The sequence below is a fragment of the Paenarthrobacter sp. TRD_SC_7 genome, from assembly GCF_056156245.1.
Window position 1 is genome coordinate 1,710,240 of the sequence record NZ_CM149587.1, and the last position, 18,112, is coordinate 1,728,351.

Below are 18,112 nucleotides of genomic sequence, written 5' to 3' on the forward strand. Positions count from 1 at the left end.
GATGCGGACTAGCTGCGGAAGTTCACGAACTGGAGATCGGCCTCTTCGAACTTCTTGAGGATGTTCATCGTCTCCTGCAGGTCATCACGGGACTTGGAGGTCACGCGGAGTTCGTCGCCCTGGATCTGGGACTTCACGGACTTCGGGGCTTCGTCGCGGATGATCTTGTTGATCTTCTTGGCGATATCCTGGGCGATGCCCTCCTTGATGGTGCACTCAAGGCGGAACTCCTTGCCCGAGGGGAAAGGCTCGCCCTGGTCCAAGGACTTCAGCGAGATGCCGCGCTTGATGAGCTTGGACTGGAAGACATCCAGGACAGCCAGGACACGGTCCTCGGAGTTGGCCTTCATGAGGATCTTCTCGCCACTGAAGTCAATCTCAGCGCCGACACCTTTGAAGTCGTATCGCTGCGCGATTTCCTTCTGGGACTGGTTCAGCGCGTTGGCGACCTCTTGCTTGTCTACCTTGCTAACGACGTCGAATGTGGATTCGCCTGCCATGACTCTCCTTAGGTTGGGGGCCCTGTGAGGGCGGGTTGGTCTGGCATCCAGCCTAGTACGGAAGGCGCCACTTGGGACGGTGGACGACTTTCACAGTTCGCTCACAGCACACGCAGGGTTGGAACAGAGGCTGCTGGTTGAGAGTTGTACCAGTTGGAAGAACGCATCCACGGAGGATCAGTATGAGCAGCAAGGCCGCCCAGTCCATCAGCAAATCCGCCTCTGCAGCAGCCGGCTCTATTGGCACTGCTGCAGTTGCCGCAGCGAGTGCCGTGGCGGCCGCGGCGGTGGCAGCGTCGATCGTCCTCAGCCCTGTTCCCGACGCCGCTTCCCGGATGGACGGCGTGCACGCCGATTTGCTTCGTGCCGTACAGCTCAACCAGATCACTCCCGAGCAGGCCGAAAAGTTCGAAGCGAAACTGGCCGGCAGGATCCTCGGGGAAGCCTGAAATACCGCGAAATCCCGGGCGTCCGGCCCCGATTAGATTCTTCGCAGAAACTTCTGTAAGGTTATCTCTGCCTTCGGTTACCGGATCGAAAGAAACGGTCTCCGGAAGTGATCTTCTTTTGAAGTTCGGCAGATTACCCGAGCGGCCAAAGGGGGCTGACTGTAAATCAGCTGGCAACGCCTACGGGGGTTCGAATCCCTCATCTGCCACCCAAGGAAAATCCCCGGAACCACTGGTTCCGGGGATTTTTTGTGTGCCCGCGCGCCGCCTGAGGACACTCATATCCGTTCGTGCCGCGCAAATGCGGCGGCGACACTAGATTCCGCGTGTCGCCAGCAGGGATCCGGGTCCCTGGCGAATGTGGGTGTCGCCAGCGGGTCAGGACGAATCCAGGGGTGTGCGGCTATCACCCACTTTGAACCGGGAAGCCGGGAGGCACGCCGCAAGCCACGGCGTGTCACGTCCAGTGAGTCTTCAAAGTCAGTGGTGAGCGTACGGCCATCCAGACCGGGGGTCGCCTGACAGGCCGTTGCGGGGCGGGCCACCAAAGTTCCGGCATATGTCAGCGGCGCTCGGTGGCTTGCCGGAGTTCCGCGATCTCCAGCCGCAGGGCCGCGATCTCCGTCACCAGATCGGCCATCTCGGCGCGGACGGGTTCCTCGGCCGCGGTGGCCTTGGCTTCCGCTGCCGCCGCTACACCCTCGGCGTTCTCCTCGATTCGTTGGAGCAGCCAGGAAGCGATGGAGGCTGTGACAATACCCAGGACCGCGATGCCGCTCATCATGAGGGCTGCAGCGACGATCCTGCCGATGGGGGTTACGGGGTAGAGGTCGCCGTAGCCCACGGTGGTGATGGTGGTAATGGCCCACCACGCGGCATCCCCGAAGGTGAGGATCTTGGCGTCCGGGGCGTTCTGTTCGACATCCAGCACCGCCAGTGCTCCGATGAGGATCAGCATCGCAGCCGCGCCTGCAACGTACGTGGCGACGCGTCCGCGCAGGGTTTCACCGACGGTGCGTTGCAGGACGGAGAGCAACGTGACCAGCCGCAGCAACCGGAGTGGCCGGAAGAACGGGAGTACAACGATGAGGAGTTCGTGCAGGTTCCACAGGAACCACCGCATCCGGTCTTCGGCAAGCCAGAGGTTGACGAAGTAATCCAAAGCGAAGATTCCCCACGTGATCCAGAGAACAACCTCGAAAGGTATTGCCTCGGCGCCGCTGATGCGACCTATGACCTGCCACGCGTAAGCCGTGAGGAAAATCAGTGCCGTGGCCATGAGGGGCCATTCAACGAGGTCCCTGTATCGCGCTTGAGTCATACGGGAATACTAGCCACCGCGGAAGTACTCAACAGGATCAGGCGGCCGGCGTCTCCAGCCAATAGCCATCCAGGTGGTGAATCAGCTGGCGGCCCAAGCCACCCTTGAGCTGGATCCATAGCGTGCTGCGATCATTGGTCATGCCATCGATGGTTCCCTCGATGCGGTTGCCGCGGGCATCTTGGAGGACCACGTCTTGGTGGCGGGAGAGTTCCGGCCAAACGTCGCCTTGCGGCCTGGCGGTTTGCAGCGTGCTCAAAAGGGGTCCCCCTTATGTATTCGATCAATATGAGTTTCAGATATTGTGCACGTCTTTCATGAACCGGCGGTAAACGTTAGTGCAATCGTTGGACATAAACGGGCTTTGCACTAAGAGCCAGGTCCACGATGCGGGCCGCATATTCCCCTCAAAGTTACCGGCGGGTAACATTGAGCCATGCATCTGCTTCTTCGCACCCTCATGCTGCTGTTCACCTCATCCAAGCGCTCAAAGTTGGGCGTCTGGGAAGAGTCATCGCTGCCCTTGCGGGTTCTGCCCACAGACATAGACATCGCCATGCACGTCAACAACGGCATGTATTTCTCACTCATGGATCTTGGCCGGTTCGACCTTATGGTTCGCAGCGGCATCTGGAGCCGGATGCGGAAACGGGGGTGGAGTCCGGTGGCAGCCGGCGAGACCATCGCCTTCCGCAAGTCGCTGCAACTCTGGCAGCAATACACCATCGAAACCCGCATCATCGGGCTGGACACCAAGGCCATCTACTTTGAGCAGCGCATGGTGGTGGACGATGAAATCTATGCACGGGCACACATCGCCACCCGCTTGGTAAATAAGGGCCAGCCAGTGACGCAGGAAGAAATCATTGCGGAGTTCGGAGCGCCTCCCGCTGACCTTGAGCTGCCGGAGTGGATCCACGAGTGGCGAGAAAACAATGCTCTACCCGGCGCCCGTCGCCCCGCACCGCACGTCTGGAGCTAAACCCCTACGTCGCGTCGCTGCAGCGCCACTGCCCCGAGCACGATCAGGACTGCCGAGATACCGTACAGTCCCGCGGCAGCTCCCCAGTCAGCACCGTTGGCCACCGGGGAGTTGCCGTACGCCCAGTGGTAGGGCGAGAGGTTCAGCAGCCACCCGACGTCGGGACTTTGCCGTCCCACTGCGTTAAACACATACCCGAGAACAGCCACGGCGGCGCCCGCCGCGATCCCGTATACCTTCCGGCCGCTCAGCGCTCCGGCGCAGAGCGCAGCTGTCCCGCTGAGCAGCGCCAACGCTGCAAACAGCAATACTGCCCCGGCGAGATGCCCGACGTCGATGCTTAGTTGTGCGGGCCGGTTCAGTCCCAGCACCAGCAGGAACACGAGGACGGAAAGCAACGCGATACGAACCAGGATTGCCAGGGCTCGCTCAAGGACTACCTGCACACGGGTCACACTGTGCGCGAGCGTCAGTTCAAGCAGGCCGGATTCCTCGTCGCCACCCACAGCCGCGGCGCCCCAGCCGATGGAGGCCATGGACATCAGCAGGAATCCGATCAGCCCGAACATGGTGGCTTGGGTGTAGCCAGGTCCGGAAGCGATTTGATCGTAGTTCAGGGCTTTGGTCATTTCAGGGGGAAGCGCATTGATCAGGTCCTGCATTTGCGCGCTGCCTCCGATCGAGGGATAGAGCGGCAGGTAAAGCATGCACGCCGCCGTCAGCCCGAGTGCCCACGCCAGCGTTGAACGCCACGAATCCGTCAGGGCCTTGGTGAATAAGGGAAGAACCCTAGGCACGGTGCGCTCCTTCCGCGTGGCGGCCGGTTGTGCTGCCATTCCCGGCGGACTGGTCATTCTCGGGCGTCTGCCCTGTGTAGAGCGTCAATACGGCTTCCTCGAGGTCTGGTTCTTCGATGACCAGATCCGTCAGGTTCAACCTGGCCAGCGCCTGGACCAAGGGCTGAACGTGGCCGGAGAGCGTCGCTGTGGCCTCAATTGTTCCGGCAGCATGGCCGTCGGCCGCGAGCTCCCTCATCGCCACGTTGGCGACGCCGGGCACCCTGCCCAGCAGCGCCCCGACGTCGTGCGGTTCCGTCCCGGTACAGTTGAATCGAAGCTGCCGGACCGCTGCAGTCCTGAGCGCCTCAACGGTTGAAACGGTGGCAATTTCGCCGTCCCGGAGGATAGCGACGGCGTCGGCGGCTTGCTGAACTTCGCTGAGGACGTGCGAGCTGAGAAACACCGTGACGCCATCATCCACGGCCTCGCGAACCATCGCATGGAAAACCTGCTGCACCAGGGGATCCAAGCCGCTGGTAGGTTCGTCCAGAACCAGGAGCTCGGGCTTGTGCATGAAGGCCTGAAGCAGTCCAACCTTCTGTTTGTTTCCCTTGGAGAGCTTCCGGGTCTGGCGGTCCAGATCAAGATCCAGACGCTGCGCGAGCTCCTTGACGTACTGGGGATTCACCGGGCCACTGATGGTCGCGAAGTGTTCCAGCATGCGGCGGCCCGTGGTGCGGTTCTCCAGATGCAGCTCACCGGGAAGGTAGCCGATCCTTCGGCGAAGGGCCGTGCCCGCCTGCCGCGGATCCTGTCCCAGCACGGAGATGGAACCGGCGCTGGGCCGGATGATGTCCAGCAGGCACCGCATGGTGGTGGTCTTGCCCGCCCCGTTCGGTCCAATGACGCCGAACACTGTTCCGGGTTCCACCGCGAAATCGAGTCCGTGCAGGACTTCCCGATGTCCGAACTTCTTGCGCAACCCCTCGACGACGATTGCCTGGGTCATAGGGCATGCTCCTTGGACGGCATGGAACAAAGGCTAGATACCCTCTTGGGCTGCATCAAGGGTCCGCGTTTATTCCCGGTGACGCGGGAAGCGAACAGACAGCCCCTCCACGGGACTTAGGGAGCGGGGTCGCGTACCGTGGAAGCATGGCTACAGTTGACATCACTGGAGAACAGTTCGCATCGACCATCGAGGATAACGACATTGTCCTGGTGGATTTCTGGGCTGCCTGGTGCGGCCCTTGCCGCCAGTTCGCGCCCACGTACGGTGCAGCTTCGGAGAAGCACGCCGACGTCGTATTCGCGAAGGTGGACACCGAAGCCGAGCAGCAACTTGCCGCAGAAGCCGGGATCACGTCCATCCCCACGCTTATGGCCTTCCGCGAAAAGGTCCTCGTCTTCTCGCAGCCGGGAGCCCTCAACGGCCCGCAGCTTGAGCAGGTCATCGAAGCCGTGAAGGGCCTGGACATGGAAGAGGTTCACGCCCACGTTGCCAAGGCGCGTGCCGAGGCTCAGGAAAACTAAGACTAAGCGGCGGCTCGAAGCATCGAGGGCGCCGGAACGCATTGAGATCGCCGGAAAATTCCGGCGATCTCAATGCGTTTAAGGTGTTCTGGCGGTCTTGCAGCGATTTCGCCGGACTGAAGCGGGGAGAGCCTAGAGTCGTTCGAGCTTGGCCGGTTCGGCGAGCAGTGCGCTGAGGGACTCGTTCAGGTCCTGGACGGCGATGCCTTTTGAGTGCTTCTCGAGGAGTTCCTCGGATTCCCAGCGCTCAGTGAGGACGAGCTTTTCCTCGGTGGCTTCGGTCAGTTCGTAGCGGATGCAGCCGGGTTCGTTGACGACCTCGTCGATTGCGATTTCCAGAGCGAGCTTCACGCGGAAGAACTCGCCTTCGTTGGGGATGAACGTGGCCTGCAGGTCAATTGGTTCACTCATGGCTCCAACCCTACCGGCAGGACACGGCGCCGCTGGAGGCGGTTACGGTTCTGTTGCGCGCAGTCCCTTGGTAGCGTTCCGTCATGTTGTCCGACACTTCCGGAGACACTGACGTCCCGCTGCTCGAAGAGACCATTGGCGCAAATTTTGAGCGCATCGCGGCCCAGTTTCCCCTGCGGGACGCGCTTATCGAAGCGGCTGTGGTGCCGGGCGGTGACGCCCGCCGCTGGAGCTACCAAAAGCTGAACGACGACGTCGATCGCCTCGCCCGCGCCCTGCTCGCCATAGGCGTGGTGAAGGGCGAGCGGATCGGCATCTGGAGTCCCAACTGCGCGGAGTGGACCATTCTTCAGTACGCCACAGCCAAGATCGGTGCGGTGCTGGTCAACGTGAACCCGGCCTACCGGAGCCATGAGCTGGAGTTCGTAGTGAAGCAGAATGGCATGCGAATGCTGGTGGCAGCGCCGTCGGACAAGCACAGTGACTACGTGGGCATGGCCAGGGATGCGGCCCGCAACTGTCCCGACCTCCGGGAGATCGTCTTCCTCCCGGGAGAGCCGGAACTGGGACTCACTGTGGGCGTCCCGGAAACCAACCACGAACTCACCTACGGTGAACTCCTGACCCGGGCAGACGGCGTCGGGCTTTCAGCACTTCGGGATCGCATGGCCGACCTTGACCCACACGACCCCATCAACTTGCAATACACCTCCGGCACCACGGGGTTCCCCAAGGGCGCTACCTTGACGCACCACAACATCCTCAACAACGGGCACTCGATCGGTCGGCTCCTGAACTACACCGAGCACGATCGTGTGGTGATCCCCGTGCCGTTCTACCACTGCTTCGGCATGGTGATCGGGAATTTGAATGCGCTGAGCTTTGGGGCGGCAACCATCATTCCGGGCCGCGGTTTCAATCCCTCGGCGGCGTTGGAGGCCGTGCAGGACTTCGGCGGGACGTCCCTATACGGCGTGCCCACCATGTTCATTGCCGAGCTCGCGCTGGAGGATTTCAAGTCCTACGATCTCTCCACGCTGCGAACCGGAGTCATGGCCGGCTCCTTGTGTCCCATCGAGGTCATGCGACGTGTCATCGATGAGATGCACATGGTGGATGTGGCGATTTGCTACGGCATGACCGAGACCTCGCCCGTGTCCACCATGACCCGCGCGGGGGACACCTTGGAGCAGCGCACCAGCACCGTGGGCAGGACCATGCCGCACCTTGAGAGCCGCATTGTCGATCCGGGATCGGGTGAAGTGGTGGAGCGCGGCGTCATCGGTGAGCTCTGCACACGAGGTTACTCGGTGATGCAGGGCTACTGGGGCCAGCCGGACAAAACCGCGGAGTCAATCGACTCTGAGGGCTGGATGCACACCGGCGACCTCGCCCGCATGGACCAGGACGGGTACCTGGTGATAGAGGGCCGGATCAAGGACATGGTGATCCGCGGCGGGGAGAATATCTACCCGCGCGAGATCGAGGAATTCCTGTATCTCCACCCGTCCATCCAGGATGTGCAGGTCATTGGGGTTCCCGACGAGAAGTACGGAGAAGAGCTCATGGCCTGCATCATCCTCAAACCCGGGGCGGCGGCGCTGACGGCCGAAGGTCTGGCCGAATACTGCCGCGGGAAACTGGCCCATTACAAGATTCCCCGTTATGTAGACGTTCGGGAGAGCTTCCCCATGACGGTCTCGGGCAAGGTTCGGAAGGTGGACATGCGCCAGGAGGCGGTGTCCCGGCTGCACCTGTAGGTAGTCAGTTGGTATTCCGGCTGATCGTCCGGATTCCCACTACAAGCCCGACGGCGGCCGTCACCACGGCGGCCACGAGACCCCACATCGTGTCCATGCCAATGCGTCCGGCAAACAACTCGCGTTCGGCGTTGACCAGGTAGGTCAGGGGATTGAACAGGCTCGCCACCTTCATCCACCCCGGTCCGGCCTCGATGGGCAACATGATGCCGGACAGGATCATCAGCGGGAACAGCAGGGTTTGCTGCACGCCCCAGAAGATCCATTCCTTGTTCTGCGAGACCAGGGCGAGTGCATAGGACAATGCGCCCAGCCCGATGCCGAAGATGCCCAGAATAACCAACCCCAACACCACGTGCAGAGGATAGAAGGCGAAACCGAAAGGTATGCAGACCACGGAGATCAGCAAGCCTTGCAACACCAGGGGCGCCCACTCCTTCAACGCCCGGCCAATCATGAGCGAGGACCGCGAGAGCGGCGTGGCCAAAATACGTTCATAGGAACCGGTCATGAGCTCGTACTGCAGATTTGAGCCGGTCATGGAGGTGCCGAACAGCGCGATCATCACCACCACTCCGGGAAGGAACCATTGCAGCGTGGACTGTCCACCGAAGGCCGGAGCACCCACGGCCGATCCCAGCAGGGGCCCGAACAGGCCCAGGAACACCAGCGGTTGGATGAGGGAGAAGATCAGCGAGAACGGATCCCGCAATGGCAGCAGCATCTCGCGCCAGAACACGAACCAGGTGTCAGTTACGACGCTCCGCGATCCGCGCTTTTGCAGAGACAGACCAGGGGCAACGGCTTGTTCAATCATCAGACTTCAGCTCCTTCCCGCAGGCTGCGGCCAGTCAATTCCAGGAAAACATCGTCCAGTGTTGGCGGTTTCAGTTCGAGCGACTGGGCGGGAGCGCCGGCGTCGTGCATTTCCTTCAGCAGTCCCGGCGCCAATTGGGCACCCTGTGCCAGCCGAAGCCGGAAGCGGACCACGCCGTCGTAAGCGTTTTCCTCCAGGTCGCCCTCCGCGGCTGCCCGGCCGAGCAGGCCACGCACCTCGGACGCCGAACTGGCGGCAACCTCCACGGCCAACAGATCGCCGGCGAGGTTGGCCTTCAGCCGCGAGGCGGTGTCGTCGGCAATGATGGTTCCGTGGTCAATGACGATCACGCGCTCGGACATGGAATCAGCCTCATCCATGTAATGCGTGGTCAGCACGATGGTGGTCCCGTGCTCCTCGCGCATCCTCATGATGTGCTCCCAGAGGTTGGCGCGGTTCTGGGGATCCATGCCGGTGGAGGGCTCATCGAGGAACAGCAAGCCAGGGGAGTGCATCAACCCTAGTGCCACGTCCATGCGCCGGCGTTGCCCGCCGGAGAGCTTGATGACTGTGCGCTTGGCGAGGTCGCTGAGGTCCAAAGAGGCCATTAGTGTCTCGGCGCGGGCTTTCGCATCTGTGGTGTTCATTCCGTAGAAACGGCCCTGCATGATCAGTTCGTCGATCACGCGGTAGCTATGCCCGCCGCCATTGCCTTGGCCTATGTAGCCGATCCGGGCGCGCACCCCCGCCGGGTCCTTGGCCACATCAACGCCCGCCACCGTGGCCGACCCGGATGTGGGTTTCAACAGGGTGGTGAGCATCCGCAGGGTTGTGGACTTGCCGGCGCCGTTCGGGCCAAGGAAGGCGACAAGTTCGCCGGAGGCGACGTCGATGTCTACGCCCTTCACGGCCTCGACGGTTTCCTTCTTCACGGTGAAGGTCTTGGTGAGCTTGTTGGTGTGGATCACGGTCACTCCAGGGATGGCAGGTGATGGCTCCTAGGCGCCACGCTATACCTGTGGATGAAGGCCGTCCACGCTCCTGCGGACAGCTCCCGTCCGCAATCAAAACTTAGTGGCCGCGGTGGTCCTGGACCGTCATCCGCGGCCCGAAAGTGGGTTTGCGGAAACCGCTCAAGTACAGCATCCGCACCAGTCGCTGCCTTTGTCCGCGCCACGGTTCGAGCAGTTCGATCATGCCGGCGTCATCGGTCTTTTCACCTTTCAGGGCGTAGCCCACGTAGGCCGCCAGATGGTAGTCGCCCACGGAAATCGAATCCGGGCAGCCGTGGGTGCGTTGGACCACTTCGGCTGCCGTCCAGATGCCGATGCCCGGAATGGTCTGCAGCTTGGCACCGGCCTGCGTTGAGTTCAGCTCCGCCAGCCTTTCAAGCGCGACGGCGGATTGCAGCGCACGCATGACAGTGGCCGATCGCTGTGGTCCAACCCCGGCCTTGTGCCACTCCCAAGAAGGGATGGCCAGCCACTGCCGGGCAGTGGGAGGGACGAGGAGGCCAGCAGGAGCCTTGCCAGGTGCGGGCGTTCCGTAGCGGTACATCAGATACCGGTAGCCGCGCCTGGCCTCCAGGGTGGTGACTTTTTGCTCCAAAATAGTGGGCACCAGGGAATCAACCACCCGCCCCGTGGAGGGCAGCCGCAGAGCCAGGTTCCGGCGTCGTGATTCTGTGACGAGCCGCGGCAGCGTTGCGTGGAAAGCGGGCTCGTCAAAAGCCGACCAATTGTCCTCGGCGCCCAACAGCCTGGGCACGCCGGCCACGGCGTCCTCCGCTCCGGGTCCCCATGCTTGGGCGTCCACGAAGGATTCGACCCCCAGTCCTCCTCCCGAAAGGCGCAGAGTGGCTGGACCGGAGGGAGCAGTGAACGCCATCCACAATCCGTTGGAATGCGCTGCGAAGGACGGATCAGCGTTGCCGCGCATGAGCGGAAACATGGTCTGGTCCAGGCGGAAGGAACCGCCCGGACGCCACCGGACGGCCGCATCTGCCGCGGCCGCAACAACGGGCGGGGCGTCTGCGATGGTCATGTTTTTATGGTCCCACGCCGGGCTGACAATCTGCTGACGGAATCCCTTACGGCAGGAGCCTCCCGGGGCTAGACTCCGTGATGTGGCGTGGGTGGGCCGCGCCATATCCCAGAAACATTCCCAGGAACAAGGAGCACGAATCATGGCCGCCATAGTGCATTTCGAGATTCCGACGGACAACACAGACAGAGCCAACACTTTCTACGAGAGGGCGTTTGGCTGGAACCTGAGCCCCATGCAGGGGATGGATTACACCATCGCCCTTACCGCACCTTCCGACGAGCAAACCGGCACGCCCAAGGAACCTGGAGCCATCAACGGTGCCCTGTTTCCACGGACGGACGCACTGAAGACCCCTGTCCTCACCATCGATGTGGAGGATATTGACGCCGCGCTGGGACAGATCGAGTCTGCAGGCGGCAGCGTGATCCAGGCCAAGGATGCCGTACCCACCATGGGCTGGTACGCCTACTTCAAGGACACCGAGGGCAACGTTTTGGGCGTTTGGCAGAACGACACCTCCGCAGGGACCTAACGAAGGGGCCAGGTCAATCCCCATAGCGACCAAGCGGTAACTTTGTACCTATGAAGTACGCCCAGTCCGTGTTGGACCTCATCGGCAATACGCCGCTCATCAAGCTCAATCACGTCACGGAGGGGATCAAAGCCACCGTCCTCGTGAAGCTCGAATACATCAATCCCGGCGGATCCATCAAGGACCGGATCGCCGTGAAGATGATCGAAGATGCGGAAAAGGACGGCCGCCTCAAGCCGGGCGGAACCATCGTTGAGCCGACGTCGGGCAACACCGGAGTAGGACTGGCGCTCGTTGCCCAGCAAAAGGGCTACAAGTGCGTTTTCGTGGTGCCGGACAAGGTGGGCGAGGACAAGCGCGCCGTGCTTCAGGCGTATGGCGCCGAGGTTGTGGTGACGCCCACCGCCGTCGCGCCTGACAGCCCGCAGAGCTACTACGGCGTCTCCGACCGCCTGGTCAAGGAGATCCCGGGCGCCTTCAAGCCGGACCAGTTCTCCAACCCCGCCGCCCCAGGCAGTCACTTCGAGTCCACGGGCCCGGAAATCTGGGAGGACACGGACGGCCGGGTCACGCACGTGGTTATCGGAGCCGGAACCGGCGGAACCATCACCGGCACGGGTCGTTTCCTCAAGCAGGTCTCTGCTGACCGGGCAGAGTCCGACGGCGGCCCGGTCAAGGTCATCGGCGCCGACCCGGAAGGTTCGGTCTACTCGGGCGGAACCGGCCGGCCCTATTTCGTCGAGGGCGTCGGCGAGGACATGTGGCCAGGCAACTACGATCCTGCCGTGCCCGACGATGTCATTGCCGTTTCAGATGCCGACTCCTTCTCCATGACCCGCCGCCTTGCCCGCGAGGAGGGCCTCCTGGTGGGCGGATCCTCCGGCATGGCCGTGGTCGCGGCACTTCAGGCAGCCAAGGACCTGGACGAGTCCGCCGTGGTGGTGGTGATCCTTCCGGACTCCGGTCGCGGATACCTGGCCAAGATCTTCAACGACCAGTGGATGCGTTCCTACGGCTTCTTGTCCGGCGGCGAAGAAGCTTCCGTGGGCGAGGTGCTGAAGTCCAAGACCGGCGAGATGCCGGACTTGGTCCACATCCACCCGAACGAGACCGTTCGCGATGTCATCAATATCATGAACGAGTTCGGCGTCTCCCACATCCCGGTGCTCTCACAGGAGCCACCGGTGGTCATGGGCGAGGTCATGGGAGCCGTGGACGAGCGCAGCCTCACCAGCAAGCTGTTCCGTGGGGAAGCGAAGCTGACGGACAAGATCTCCGAACACATGGGGGAACGGCTCCCCGTGATTGGCTCGCTGGAAACCATTTCCGCCGCGCGTGAGCTGCTGTCCGACGTCGATACCGTGATGGTGACTTTCGTCGGCGCCCCGGTAGGTATCCTGACGCGCCACGACCTTCTGGCGTACCTGAGCAACTAGGCGCCACCCTGATCCAACCCTTCAAACCCAGAGGAGCTTCCATGTCTGCCACCAACAATGCCGGGTTCAACACGCGCGCCGTCCATGCCGGACAGGCCTTCGAGCCGGTGACCGGTGCTGTGGTGCCCCCGTTGCACTTCAGCTCCACATACGCCCAGGATGGCATCGGAAACCTGCGCTCAGGATACGAATACGGCCGAGGCGGCAACCCGACGCGTGACGCGCTGCAGGAGCAGCTTGCGGCGCTTGAAGGTGGCACCGCTGCGTTCTCCTTCGGTTCCGGCCTCGCAGCCGAGGACTCCCTGATTCGCGCGATCGCCCGGCCGGGAGACCACATCGTGCTGGGCAACGACGCCTACGGTGGCACCTACCGCCTGATCAACCGCGTCCTGGGTGACTGGGGCATCGGCAACACACCTGTGGACATGTCCGACCTCGACGCCGTTGCCGCGGCTGTTGCGGCCAACAAGACACGCATCGTGTGGGTGGAGACGCCGTCCAACCCGATGATGAAGATCACCGACATCGAAGCACTCGCCGCTGTAGCGCACGACGCCGGGGCCCTCCTGGTGGTGGACAACACTTTCGCGTCTCCCTACTTGCAGACCCCCCTCGCCCTGGGCGCCGATGTAGTGGTCCACTCCACCACCAAGTACATCGGCGGACACTCCGACGTTGTGGGCGGTGCCATTGTGGTCAAGGACTCTGAGCTTGCCGAGAAGATCGGATTCATCCAGTTCGCCGTGGGTGCTGTTTCCGGCCCGATGGATGCCTTCCTGACCACCCGGGGCTTGAAGACCCTGGGCGTTCGCATGGACCGCCACAGCGAGAACGGCCAGGCTGTGGCCGAATGGCTGCTGCAGCGTCCGGAGGTTGAAGCCGTGCTCTACCCGGGCCTCCCGGACCACCCCGGACACGATCTCGCTGCCAAGCAGATGAAGAAGTTCGGCGGCATGGTGTCCGTGCAGTTCAAGGGTGGCGAAGCGGCTGCCCGCACGGTTGCCGAATCCACTTCGGTATTCACGCTCGCGGAATCCCTGGGCGGCATCGAGTCACTCATGAACTACCCCTCGGAGATGACCCACGCTTCCGTGAAGGGAACCGAGCTGGCTGTCCCGGTCAACCTCCTGCGTCTCTCCTGCGGCATCGAAGAAGCTGAGGACCTGATCGCAGACCTTGAGCAGGCCTTCGCCAAGATCAGCTAGGCCCACCAATCCGGCTCTTGTTCGCACTCCTCACCTTTACGGCAGGTGTGACGAACAAGAGCCGGATTTCTTGTTGGTCCAGCTAGCCGGAGATTCCCTCGCGGCCGTCTTCTTCACGGCCTGTCAGGCGTCGGCGGAAGGTGGTGTCTTCGGCAGAGGTGATTTCCAGGTCGTACCAGCCCTTGAGGGTTTCCCAGCCGATTTTCTTCGTGTGGCCAGGCTTGAGTTTCACGGTTTCGGACCCGTCGGCGTACTGCAGGGACTTCACCGCCAGGTTCACCGTGGCGGTGCCGTTGTTGCGCAGCTCCAATTCAACGTCGCGCTTGCCACGGCGACCGTTGACAGTGACGTCGACGCCGGACGCCGCGCCCGCCGTCGTGCCTACCAGTTCGTACTGGTACCGGTTGGGTCCGGTGACGACGACGTCGAAGGTGCCGGACGCGACTGGGAGGTCCACGTTCTGCTTGCCGAGCACGTCGACGTGCCGGGGTTCGGTGACTTCGCCCGCATAGCCGTACACGGTGAAGTGGGTGGAGCTGGTGCCACTGTTCGCTAATGTCAGGGCGATCTTGCCGGGTTGTACCGTGGCCGAAACCTGCGGCCGGTAGGGGAGCGGGCGGGCCGGGCGGGTTCCGGCTTCCTGGATGGGAGCTACCTGGACGGCCGGGGGATTCGGGCGCCAGCGGCTGATCTTGGCGGGAACAGCGTCGGGGTGCTCAAGACTTGGAGGCGTGCCGGGCGAAGCGAAATTGAAGACGCCCGTCAGGTCACCGCAGACTTCGCGGCGCCAAGGGGAGATGTTCGGCTCCTCTACGCCGGTCCAGCGCTCCAGGAAGCGGAGCACCGATGTGTGGTCGAAGACTTCGGAGCTGACGTAACCGCCCACGGTCCACGGTGAAACAACGGTCATGGGCACTCGAGGTCCCAGGCCGATGGGTCGTGCCGTGGTCCAGTCGGTGGACTCGCCTCCGGCTGGTCGCGGCTGGACGGGCGGCGGTACATGGTCGAAGTAGCCATCGTTCTCGTCGAAGTTCAGGAAGATGGCGGTGCTGTCCCAGGTGTCTGGGTTGCTGGCCACAGTGTCCAGGAGGCGGTAGACGAAATTCGCACTGCCTACCGGCGTGGAAGCGCCAGGGTGTTCGGAGTCGGCAGCGGACGGCACCAGCCAGCTGACCTTCGGGAGGGTGCCGCCGGTGATGTCTGTGCCGAGGCGTTCCAGGAGGGTGTCGGGGCGCCCGCGCCACATGGCTTTGTCGAACAGGGACCTCTCGGCACCAGTGAGGGTGGCGCGGCCCTGCTCGAGTTGGGCGAGGAGGCGGTCCTGCTCGGCTGCGGACTTCCCGGCGAGGTGGTCGTAGAACTCTTCGGTGGTGCGGAGGTTTCCCTCCACGGATGCCAGCATTTTGCGGCCGATCGCCTTGAACGTTTGGAAGTACTCCACGGCGTTGTCGGTGAAGTTGTCCCAGTCCTGGTAGATCTTCCATGACACCCCGGAGTTCTCCAGGCGCTCCGGATAGGTGGTCCAGTCGTATCCGCCGTGATCGTAACCGTAGGCCGCGTTGGTCACGGCGCGCTTGGTGCTGCCGGGCTCGTTGCCCGTGGTGCCGCTCCAAAGGTAGTTGCGGTTGGGGTTGGTGGAGCCGTTGACGGAGCAGTGGTAGGCATCGCAGATGGTGAAGGTGTCCGCGAGCTCGTACTGCAGCGGGATGTCCTGGCGCTCGTAGAACGTCATGGTGGAGGCGCTCTTCGCGGGAATCCATTTGTCACACCAGCCGTTGTTCCACGCGGTCGTGGTGCCGTTGAAGGAATGGTCCAGGTCGCCCAAGTACTGGATGTCGGTGCCGGGCCTGCCAGCGAGTTCAGCTGCCTTGCGAAGTGAGAACGGCAGGACTGTCTCCCCGGTGGCGCGGGGCTGCTCGAACATTGACTTGCCATTGGGCAAGCGGGTCACGGACTTGTCGCTGTATCCCCGGACGCCACGTAGCGAGCCGAAGTAGTGATCGAAAGATCGGTTCTCCTGCATCAGGACAATCACGTGCTTGATGGACTGCAGGCTTCCCGGCGGGACCGGCCTGGCCATCGCAGCCTGCACTGACGGAGGCAGCAGGGAGCCTGCGGCCGCAAGCGCCGTCGCCGCAGCCGCCGTGCCGAGGAAGCCACGACGGGAAAGACCGCCGGTTCCTTCGGTTGAACGATTCACCATATCAGGGGTTTTCGAGGACATGAGGGGGTGCCTTTCGTGGTCGGATTCGACTCGGCAAGCGTACGCATAGAGGGTGAACCGCTCATGAAACTCCGGCAAACCGACGGGGCGTGTCTTGCTGCACCGTCTCGGATCGAGCTTTCTTTAGAGAAGTCAGCTAGTTTGAGCGCATGCCTCTTCGTTCCGACTGGTCTGCGCGCACGTGCAGCCTTGCCCGTGGCCTGGATGTCCTTGGCGACCCGTGGGGGAGCCTGGTCCTGCGGGAGATCTTCTTCGGCAACGGCCGATTCGATGCCATTAAGCAGCGCCTCGAGGTGGCCGACAATGTCCTCAGTAAACGCTTGGGATGGCTCCTCGACGCCGGACTGCTCGCCCAGCGCCCGTATCACGACGGCGCCCGCACGCGGCAGGAATACATCCTCACACCCAAAGGCGAAGATGCGCTTCCGGTGCTTAACGCCATCATCATCTGGGCCGAGAAACACCTGGACGCTCCCAACGAGGTGTCCCACATGAAGGTCATCCACACTGACTGCGGGCAAGCCACGTTGTCGGCGGATACATGCACCAACTGCGGCGCGCGGCTGACCGCCGCCAACACAAGCTGGCACAGCTTCAAACGCAGCGAGCATCCACTCCCGCTCGCCGTTGCACCCCTTGAAACCCGAACCACAGCTGAAACCCGCACCACAGCTTCCCCTGAAACGGAGATCCCCGCATGACCGCTCCCGACGTCACCGGGGCACCCCCCGAAAACCCCGGGACACCTGCTGGCAAAACAAGCAACGGCAAAACTCCCGCCGGCAAAAACCGCCGTCTCCACCCCGCCTGGATCGTGGCTGCAGTTGCCTTCCTGGCACTGGTGGGAGCAGCAGGCTTCCGTGCGGCGCCCGGCGTGCTCATGGTCCCGCTGCAGGAGGAATTCGGCTGGTCCACCACGGTGCTGTCCCTGGCCGTGAGCATCAACCTGGTCTTGTTCGGCCTAACGGCCCCGTTCGCAGCGGCCCTGATGGAACGCTTCGGCATCCGCAAGGTCACCTCGCTGGCTCTCTGCCTCATCGGGCTCGGCTCAGCACTGACGGTCTTCGTGAACCAGTCCTGGCAGATCCTGCTCACCTGGGGGCTGCTGATTGGCCTGGGCACCGGCTCCATGGCCCTGGTTTTCGCCGCCACCATCGCCAACACCTGGTTCGCCAAGAGCCGTGGCCTGGTCATTGGCATCCTGACCGCAGGCAGTGCCGCCGGACAGTTGGTGTTCCTGCCCTTCATTGCGGCGCTTGCCCAGAACCCGGGCTGGCGCGGTGCATCCTTGCTCATCGCGGCGGGTGCGCTCGCCGTGGTCCCGCTGGTGCTGCGTTGGCTGCGGAACTCACCCGCCGACGTCGGGGTGTTGCCGTACGGTGCCGAGGAACCTGACGCTAAAACCGCCGACGCCGGAACAAATGCGACGACGCCAGTCAAGCCCGCCGCAGTGGTCCCGTCGCCCGGCTCAGGCGATTCACCCAACGCCGCGATCCGTGCCCTGCAGGTCCTGAAACGGGCCAGCAAAGTCCGTACGTTCTGGGCCTTGGCTGCGGGGTTCGCGATCTGCGGTGCCACCACCAACGGTCTTATAGGCACGCACTTCATTCCGTCGGCACACGATCACGGCATGCCCGAAACCACGGCGGCAGGTTTGCTGGCCGTCGTCGGGATTTTCGACATCGTGGGGACCATTGCCTCCGGTTGGCTGACTGACCGCTTCAACCCCAAGGTCCTGCTGGCCGTGTACTACCAGTTCAGGGGGATCGGCCTGCTGGTGCTGCCGCTGCTGCTGGGCTCATCCGTGGAGCCGAGCATGATCATCTTCGTGGTGGTCTACGGGCTCGACTGGGTTGCCACCGTGCCTCCCACCGCCGCGATCTGCCGCTCTGTGTTCGGCGCCGACGGTTCCGTTGTCTTCGGCTGGGTGTTCGCAGCCCACCAGCTCGGAGCTGCCGTAGCCGCGCTCTTGGCCGGGTTCATCCGCGATGCAACCGGGCACTACAACTACGCCTGGCTCGGCGCAGCTGCCATGTGCACGGTGGCCGCGGTGATCAGTGCCACCATCCGCAAGGATGCCACGAAGAAGGAACCCGTGGCGGTTGCCTAATGGCGGT

General features: G+C 62.8%; 19 protein-coding genes and 1 tRNA gene. 10 read left to right on the top strand and 10 right to left on the bottom strand.

Annotation, left to right across the window (positions count from 1 at the left end; genetic code table 11):
• Positions 1-8: 8 nt before the first annotated feature.
• Positions 9-500, bottom strand: a complete 492-nt coding sequence (locus tag AC0J5Z_RS08305; protein WP_017200185.1) for a YajQ family cyclic di-GMP-binding protein — start codon at positions 498-500, stop codon at positions 9-11.
• A gap of 182 nt (positions 501-682) precedes the next feature.
• Between AC0J5Z_RS08305 and AC0J5Z_RS08310 the strand changes: the two genes are divergently transcribed.
• Together AC0J5Z_RS08310 and AC0J5Z_RS08315 are read left to right on the top strand one after the other, a co-directional pair.
• Complete coding sequence (locus AC0J5Z_RS08310) at positions 683-949, top strand: hypothetical protein (protein WP_475038658.1); 267 nt, start codon at positions 683-685, stop codon at positions 947-949.
• A gap of 127 nt (positions 950-1,076) precedes the next feature.
• Positions 1,077-1,158 (top strand) — tRNA-Tyr (locus AC0J5Z_RS08315).
• 353 nt (positions 1,159-1,511) lie between these two features.
• Here the strand turns inward: AC0J5Z_RS08315 and AC0J5Z_RS08320 are convergent.
• Both AC0J5Z_RS08320 and AC0J5Z_RS08325 read right to left on the bottom strand, forming a co-directional pair.
• A complete protein-coding gene (locus tag AC0J5Z_RS08320) occupies positions 1,512-2,270 on the bottom strand; it encodes a potassium channel family protein (protein ID WP_475038659.1) in 759 nt (252 codons plus the stop codon).
• 37 nt (positions 2,271-2,307) lie between these two features.
• A complete protein-coding gene (locus AC0J5Z_RS08325) occupies positions 2,308-2,529 on the bottom strand; it encodes a hypothetical protein (RefSeq protein WP_017200188.1) in 222 nt (73 codons plus the stop codon).
• Positions 2,530-2,706: 177 nt separating this feature from the next.
• Between AC0J5Z_RS08325 and AC0J5Z_RS08330 the strand changes: the two genes are divergently transcribed.
• Positions 2,707-3,252 (top strand): acyl-CoA thioesterase, encoded by a 546-nt coding sequence (locus AC0J5Z_RS08330; protein WP_475038660.1) that lies wholly within the window; start codon positions 2,707-2,709, stop codon positions 3,250-3,252.
• Here AC0J5Z_RS08330 and AC0J5Z_RS08335 read toward each other — a convergent pair.
• Together AC0J5Z_RS08335 and AC0J5Z_RS08340 are read right to left on the bottom strand one after the other, a co-directional pair.
• Positions 3,249-4,049: an ABC transporter permease subunit gene (locus AC0J5Z_RS08335; RefSeq protein WP_475038661.1), complete on the bottom strand. Its 801-nt coding sequence runs from the start codon at positions 4,047-4,049 to the stop codon at positions 3,249-3,251. The two genes, AC0J5Z_RS08330 and AC0J5Z_RS08335, sit on opposite strands and share 4 nt — an antisense overlap.
• Positions 4,042-5,040 carry an ABC transporter ATP-binding protein gene (locus tag AC0J5Z_RS08340; protein ID WP_475038662.1) on the bottom strand — a complete coding sequence of 333 codons (999 nt, stop codon included), beginning with the start codon at positions 5,038-5,040 and terminating at the stop codon, positions 4,042-4,044. Before AC0J5Z_RS08340 ends, AC0J5Z_RS08335 begins: the two co-directional genes overlap by 8 nt.
• A gap of 146 nt (positions 5,041-5,186) precedes the next feature.
• Between AC0J5Z_RS08340 and AC0J5Z_RS08345 the strand changes: the two genes are divergently transcribed.
• Complete coding sequence (locus AC0J5Z_RS08345) at positions 5,187-5,564, top strand: thioredoxin family protein (RefSeq protein ID WP_475038663.1); 378 nt, start codon at positions 5,187-5,189, stop codon at positions 5,562-5,564.
• A gap of 132 nt (positions 5,565-5,696) precedes the next feature.
• On the opposite strand, the gene AC0J5Z_RS08350 is transcribed toward AC0J5Z_RS08345, so the two are convergent.
• Positions 5,697-5,975 (bottom strand): putative quinol monooxygenase, encoded by a 279-nt coding sequence (locus AC0J5Z_RS08350; RefSeq protein ID WP_214818818.1) that lies wholly within the window; start codon positions 5,973-5,975, stop codon positions 5,697-5,699.
• An 83-nt stretch (positions 5,976-6,058) separates the two neighbouring features.
• Between AC0J5Z_RS08350 and AC0J5Z_RS08355 the strand changes: the two genes are divergently transcribed.
• Positions 6,059-7,735, top strand: a complete 1,677-nt coding sequence (locus AC0J5Z_RS08355) for an AMP-binding protein (protein WP_475038664.1) — start codon at positions 6,059-6,061, stop codon at positions 7,733-7,735.
• A gap of 4 nt (positions 7,736-7,739) precedes the next feature.
• Here AC0J5Z_RS08355 and AC0J5Z_RS08360 read toward each other — a convergent pair whose 3' ends face one another.
• From AC0J5Z_RS08360 to AC0J5Z_RS08370, 3 genes are all read right to left on the bottom strand, one after another.
• On the bottom strand, positions 7,740-8,552 hold the full coding sequence (locus tag AC0J5Z_RS08360) for an ABC transporter permease (protein ID WP_475038665.1): 813 nt from the start codon (positions 8,550-8,552) through the stop codon (positions 7,740-7,742).
• Positions 8,552-9,520 carry an ATP-binding cassette domain-containing protein gene (locus tag AC0J5Z_RS08365; protein ID WP_475038666.1) on the bottom strand — a complete coding sequence of 323 codons (969 nt, stop codon included), beginning with the start codon at positions 9,518-9,520 and terminating at the stop codon, positions 8,552-8,554. Before AC0J5Z_RS08365 ends, AC0J5Z_RS08360 begins: the two co-directional genes overlap by 1 nt.
• Before the next feature lie 103 nt (positions 9,521-9,623).
• Positions 9,624-10,595 (bottom strand): DNA-3-methyladenine glycosylase family protein, encoded by a 972-nt coding sequence (locus AC0J5Z_RS08370; protein WP_475038667.1) that lies wholly within the window; start codon positions 10,593-10,595, stop codon positions 9,624-9,626.
• A gap of 142 nt (positions 10,596-10,737) precedes the next feature.
• Here AC0J5Z_RS08370 and AC0J5Z_RS08375 point away from each other — a divergent pair, with 142 nt between their 5' ends.
• The 3 genes from AC0J5Z_RS08375 to AC0J5Z_RS08385 are packed head-to-tail and all read left to right on the top strand — an operon-like array spanning position 10,738 to position 13,771.
• Positions 10,738-11,130 carry a VOC family protein gene (locus tag AC0J5Z_RS08375; RefSeq protein WP_475038668.1) on the top strand — a complete coding sequence of 131 codons (393 nt, stop codon included), beginning with the start codon at positions 10,738-10,740 and terminating at the stop codon, positions 11,128-11,130.
• Between the two features lie 50 nt (positions 11,131-11,180).
• Complete coding sequence (locus tag AC0J5Z_RS08380) at positions 11,181-12,566, top strand: cystathionine beta-synthase (RefSeq protein ID WP_475038669.1); 1,386 nt, start codon at positions 11,181-11,183, stop codon at positions 12,564-12,566.
• Positions 12,567-12,607: 41 nt separating this feature from the next.
• Entirely contained in the window at positions 12,608-13,771 is a 1,164-nt protein-coding gene (locus tag AC0J5Z_RS08385) for a cystathionine gamma-synthase (RefSeq protein WP_475038670.1), read from the top strand.
• A gap of 82 nt (positions 13,772-13,853) precedes the next feature.
• On the opposite strand, the gene AC0J5Z_RS08390 is transcribed toward AC0J5Z_RS08385, so the two are convergent.
• On the bottom strand, positions 13,854-15,995 hold the full coding sequence (locus AC0J5Z_RS08390; RefSeq protein ID WP_475038671.1) for a phosphocholine-specific phospholipase C: 2,142 nt from the start codon (positions 15,993-15,995) through the stop codon (positions 13,854-13,856).
• 149 nt (positions 15,996-16,144) lie between these two features.
• On the opposite strand from AC0J5Z_RS08390, the gene AC0J5Z_RS08395 reads away from it, so the two are divergent.
• Together AC0J5Z_RS08395 and AC0J5Z_RS08400 are read left to right on the top strand one after the other, a co-directional pair.
• The gene (locus tag AC0J5Z_RS08395; protein ID WP_475038672.1) at positions 16,145-16,696 is read left to right on the top strand and encodes a winged helix-turn-helix transcriptional regulator; all 552 of its coding nucleotides are present in this window, start codon (positions 16,145-16,147) and stop codon (positions 16,694-16,696) included.
• Positions 16,693-18,105: an MFS transporter gene (locus tag AC0J5Z_RS08400; RefSeq protein WP_475038673.1), complete on the top strand. Its 1,413-nt coding sequence runs from the start codon at positions 16,693-16,695 to the stop codon at positions 18,103-18,105. Before AC0J5Z_RS08395 ends, AC0J5Z_RS08400 begins: the two co-directional genes overlap by 4 nt.
• The last annotated feature ends 7 nt before the right edge of the window (positions 18,106-18,112 follow it).

Bases quoted from the DNA above. Each gene is read 5' to 3' on its own strand.
- AC0J5Z_RS08370 (WP_475038667.1), bottom strand. From the start codon at position 10,595: ATGACCATCGCAGACGCCCCGCCCGTTGTTGCGGCCGCGGCAGATGCG.
- AC0J5Z_RS08340 (WP_475038662.1), bottom strand. From the start codon at position 5,040: ATGACCCAGGCAATCGTCGTCGAGGGGTTGCGCAAGAAGTTCGGACAT.
- AC0J5Z_RS08350 (WP_214818818.1), bottom strand. From the start codon at position 5,975: ATGAGTGAACCAATTGACCTGCAGGCCACGTTCATCCCCAACGAAGGC.
- AC0J5Z_RS08320 (WP_475038659.1), bottom strand. From the start codon at position 2,270: ATGACTCAAGCGCGATACAGGGACCTCGTTGAATGGCCCCTCATGGCC.
- AC0J5Z_RS08330 (WP_475038660.1), top strand. From the start codon at position 2,707: ATGCATCTGCTTCTTCGCACCCTCATGCTGCTGTTCACCTCATCCAAG.
- AC0J5Z_RS08375 (WP_475038668.1), top strand. From the start codon at position 10,738: ATGGCCGCCATAGTGCATTTCGAGATTCCGACGGACAACACAGACAGA.
- AC0J5Z_RS08380 (WP_475038669.1), top strand. From the start codon at position 11,181: ATGAAGTACGCCCAGTCCGTGTTGGACCTCATCGGCAATACGCCGCTC.
- AC0J5Z_RS08395 (WP_475038672.1), top strand. From the start codon at position 16,145: ATGCCTCTTCGTTCCGACTGGTCTGCGCGCACGTGCAGCCTTGCCCGT.
- AC0J5Z_RS08355 (WP_475038664.1), top strand. From the start codon at position 6,059: ATGTTGTCCGACACTTCCGGAGACACTGACGTCCCGCTGCTCGAAGAG.
- AC0J5Z_RS08400 (WP_475038673.1), top strand. From the start codon at position 16,693: ATGACCGCTCCCGACGTCACCGGGGCACCCCCCGAAAACCCCGGGACA.
- AC0J5Z_RS08390 (WP_475038671.1), bottom strand. From the start codon at position 15,995: ATGTCCTCGAAAACCCCTGATATGGTGAATCGTTCAACCGAAGGAACC.
- AC0J5Z_RS08305 (WP_017200185.1), bottom strand. From the start codon at position 500: ATGGCAGGCGAATCCACATTCGACGTCGTTAGCAAGGTAGACAAGCAA.
- AC0J5Z_RS08345 (WP_475038663.1), top strand. From the start codon at position 5,187: ATGGCTACAGTTGACATCACTGGAGAACAGTTCGCATCGACCATCGAG.
- AC0J5Z_RS08385 (WP_475038670.1), top strand. From the start codon at position 12,608: ATGTCTGCCACCAACAATGCCGGGTTCAACACGCGCGCCGTCCATGCC.
- AC0J5Z_RS08310 (WP_475038658.1), top strand. From the start codon at position 683: ATGAGCAGCAAGGCCGCCCAGTCCATCAGCAAATCCGCCTCTGCAGCA.
- AC0J5Z_RS08360 (WP_475038665.1), bottom strand. From the start codon at position 8,552: ATGATTGAACAAGCCGTTGCCCCTGGTCTGTCTCTGCAAAAGCGCGGA.